Below are 3,388 nucleotides of genomic sequence, written 5' to 3' on the forward strand. Positions count from 1 at the left end.
TGAGTAGTTATTCAGTTATACGTATGTGTTTTTTTTGTTTTTTTCAAGAAGAAGCTGGCAATCGATTTTTGCTTTGGTCTCGTGTGCTTGGAAATGTTGATAAGAGACTGCGCCCGGAGCGCGCCGAGCCCGCCCCGGTCCCGGCCCGCTACCGTCCGGGCTGGATCGGCACGCCCGGACGGTAGCGGGCCGGGACCGGGGCGGGCTCGCTGTGGGAGGGCCGACATCGACGCGGCGCACGACTGGGGTGATACTGATTGTGACGACCATTCCCAGTAACTGCTCCCGTGAGGAACTCCCGTGCGCCGCCTCGACCTGTTCCGCCGTTCGACGCTCGCCGCCGTGGCCGCCACCGCCACGCTGACCCTCGCCGCCTGCGGCGGCTCCAGCGCCGGCGCCGGGACCACGACGACCCAGGCCGACGAGGCGGACTGCCCCGGTGAGGTGCTCGACGTCGTCGTCTCGGTGAGCCAGTGGGGCAGCATCGTCGAGCAGCTGGGCGGCGACTGCGCGAACGTCACCACCGTGCTCGCCTCCTCCGCGGTCGACCCGCACGACTACGAGCCGACGACCGCCGACATCGCGGCGTTCTCCGACGCCGACCTGGCCGTGCTCAACGGGGCCGACTACGACCACTGGGCCGCCGACGCCGTCGCCACCTCGGGCTCCGCCACCGCCGTCGTCGATGCGGCCGAGGTGGTCGGCATCGAGGAGGAGGGGCATGCCGAGGAAGAGGAGCACGCGGAGGGTGAGGGGCACGCCGAGGAAGAGCACGCCGAGGGCGAGGAGGGGCACGCGCACGGCGGGGTGAACCCGCACCTGTGGTACTCCCCGGAGCACGTCCAGGACGTCGCCGCCGCGGTGACCGAGCAGCTCAACGAGCTGTCGCCCGACGCCGCCGACCACTTCGCCGAGCAGGCGGAGGCCTGGGAGGCGGACCTGCAGCCCTACCTGGACGAGCTGGCGGCGCTGGAGACCGCGGCCGCGGGGCGTTCCTACGCCGCCACGGAGAGCGTGTTCCAGTACACCGCCGAGGCGATCGGCCTGACCGACGCCACCCCCGAGGGCTACCGCGACGCCGCCAGCAACGAGACCGACCCTGCGCCCGGCGACGTGGCCGCCTTCGAGGCGGCGCTGACCGACGGCTCGGTCGACGTGCTGGTGTACAACTCTCAGACGGAGGGCAGCGTCCCCGAGCAGCTGCGCGCCGCGGCGGAGGCGGCCGACGTGCCGGTCGTCGAGGTCACCGAGTCGGCGCCGGACGGGGAGTCGTCCTTCGTGTCCTGGCAGCTGGACCAGCTGCAGCAGCTGTCGAACGCACTCGGTGGGGGTCAGTGACAGACGTCCCGACGGCCGACCCGGCCGCCGCGCGGCCAGCGGCGCTCGTCCTCGACGACGTCTCGGTCGTCCGCGGCGGCCGGGTCGTCTGGTCGCAGGGCACGCTCACCGTGCCCACTGGCGCCGTGGTCGGGGTCATCGGCCCCAACGGCGCCGGGAAGACCACGCTCTTCCAGCTGGTCCTCGGCATGCTGCCCCCGGCCGGCGGGCGGATCGAGGTGCTGGGTCGCACCCCCAGCCGCGGCGATCGCCGGATCGGCTACGTGCCGCAGAACTACACCGCCGCACTGGGCGAAGCGGTGCGCGCCCGTGACCTGGTGATGCTCGGCCTCACCGGCGGCCGCTTCGGGCTGCGCCGCGCCTCGGCCGCCGAGCGGGCCCGGGTCGACGACGCGCTGCGCCGGGTCGGCGCCGACGGCTACGCCGACCGACGGATGTCCGAGCTGTCCGGCGGCCAGCAGCAGCGGGTCGCGATCGCCCAGGCCATCGTCGACGACGCCGAGCTGCTGCTGCTCGACGAGCCGCTGGCCAACCTCGACCTGCGCAACCAGCACGAGGTGGTCGCGCTGCTCGGCGAGCTCACCCGCGAGCGCCGGGTCACGGTGCTGGTCGTCGCGCACGACCTCAACCCGCTGCTGCCCGTGCTCACCGACGCCGTCTACCTGCTCGACGGCCACCCGCACCACGACCCGATCGACGCCGTCGTCACCGAGGACCTGCTCACCCACCTGTACGGCACCCCGGTCCGGGTGGTGCGCACCGCGCAGGGCGATCTCTTCACCCGGGGCGGTTGAGCCGTGGTCACCTTCCAGGAGAACTGGCTGCAGGTGCTGCAGACCACGTTCATGCAGCACGCCCTGCTCGGCGGTTCGATGGTCGCGCTGGCCGCCGGGCTGATGGGCTGGTTCGTCGTCACCCGGCAGAACGCCTTCGCCGCGCACGCCCTCGCCCACATCGGCTTCCCCGGCGCGACCGGCGCCATCCTGGTCGGCGCCCCGGTGACGCTGGGCCTGGCGGTGTTCTGCGTCGGTGGCGGGCTGTTGATCGGGCTGTTCGGCAAGCGGGTGGCCGACCGCGAGGTGGCCACCGGCACGATCCTCGCGTTCGCCACCGGTCTCGGCGTGCTGTTCGCCTCGCTGGCCACGGCCAACGCCAGCGCCACCACCACCGTGTTGTTCGGCAACCTGCTGGCCATCTCCACCGACCAGCTGTGGGTCTTCGGCGGGTTCACCCTGCTCGTGGTCGGCGTGCTCGCGGTCATCGCCCGGCCCCTCGTGTTCGCCTCGGTGGACCCGACCGTGGCCGAGGCCCGCGGGGTCCCGGTGCGGGCGCTGGGCGTGGCCTTCGTCGTCCTGCTCGCGCTGACCATCACGATGGCCGTGCAGGTGGTGGGCACGCTGCTGCTGTTCGCCCTCGTGGTCACCCCGGCCGCGGCGGCGCTGCGGATGACCGCCCGGCCCGGGCTGGTGGCCGCGATCGCCGTGGCCATCGCCCTGGGCAGCGTCTGGTTCGGCCTGGTGCTCTCGGCGATGGTCAACCTGCCGCCGAGCTTCTTCGTCACCACCCTCGCCGTGCTGACCTGGGCGGTCACGCTGCCCCTCACCCGGGCCCGTGCCCCGCGGGAGACCCCCGCCCCGGTGCTGGACGTGCCACACCTGGTGCCCGACCGCACCAGGTGATCGACGTCTCCGTCGTCCACCCGTCCGGGGGCTGTCCCTCCGCAGGCCCGGACGGGGAGGGTGGGACACGTGCACGACGACGAACGCGACCCACAGCTGGACGACACCGCCACCCCCGACGAGGAGCAGACCGCGCAGCAGGCGACGGCCATCCGGATGCTGGCCAACCCCCGGCGGATCCGCCGCAACTGAGCGCGCACGACCAGCTCTCCTGGCGGAGAGTCACACCCGCCTCACAGTCCCCCGCCGCCGCCGGGGATCAGCTGGTCGGCCAGGCCCTCGAGCCGGGCGTGCAGCTCGAACTTGTAGTCGGCGGCCGCGCTGCGGGCGGGGTGCTGCGGGTCGTCGTACTCGCTGCTGACGTTGGTGAA

The 3,388-nt window shown here is 72.6% G+C and carries 4 protein-coding genes; all 4 read left to right on the forward strand.

Annotation, left to right across the window (positions count from 1 at the left end; translation table 11 throughout):
- Positions 1 to 300 precede the first annotated feature (300 nt).
- The 4 genes from G5C62_RS26160 (at position 301) to G5C62_RS28815 (ending at position 3,209) form a co-directional block, all read left to right on the forward strand.
- On the forward strand, positions 301 to 1,338 hold the full coding sequence (locus G5C62_RS26160) for a metal ABC transporter solute-binding protein, Zn/Mn family (protein ID WP_164703296.1): 1,038 nt from the start codon (positions 301 to 303) through the stop codon (positions 1,336 to 1,338).
- Positions 1,335 to 2,132, forward strand: a complete 798-nt coding sequence (locus G5C62_RS26165; RefSeq protein WP_164703297.1) for a metal ABC transporter ATP-binding protein — start codon at positions 1,335 to 1,337, stop codon at positions 2,130 to 2,132. The genes G5C62_RS26160 and G5C62_RS26165 overlap by 4 nt, the downstream gene beginning before the upstream one ends.
- A 3-nt stretch (positions 2,133 to 2,135) precedes the next feature.
- Positions 2,136 to 3,017 (forward strand): metal ABC transporter permease, encoded by an 882-nt coding sequence (locus G5C62_RS26170; RefSeq protein ID WP_231558285.1) that lies wholly within the window; start codon positions 2,136 to 2,138, stop codon positions 3,015 to 3,017.
- Between the two features lie 69 nt (positions 3,018 to 3,086).
- On the forward strand, positions 3,087 to 3,209 hold the full coding sequence (locus tag G5C62_RS28815) for a hypothetical protein (RefSeq protein ID WP_269429964.1): 123 nt from the start codon (positions 3,087 to 3,089) through the stop codon (positions 3,207 to 3,209).
- Positions 3,210 to 3,388 lie beyond the last annotated feature (179 nt).

The organism is Modestobacter sp. KNN46-3 (assembly GCF_011039295.1).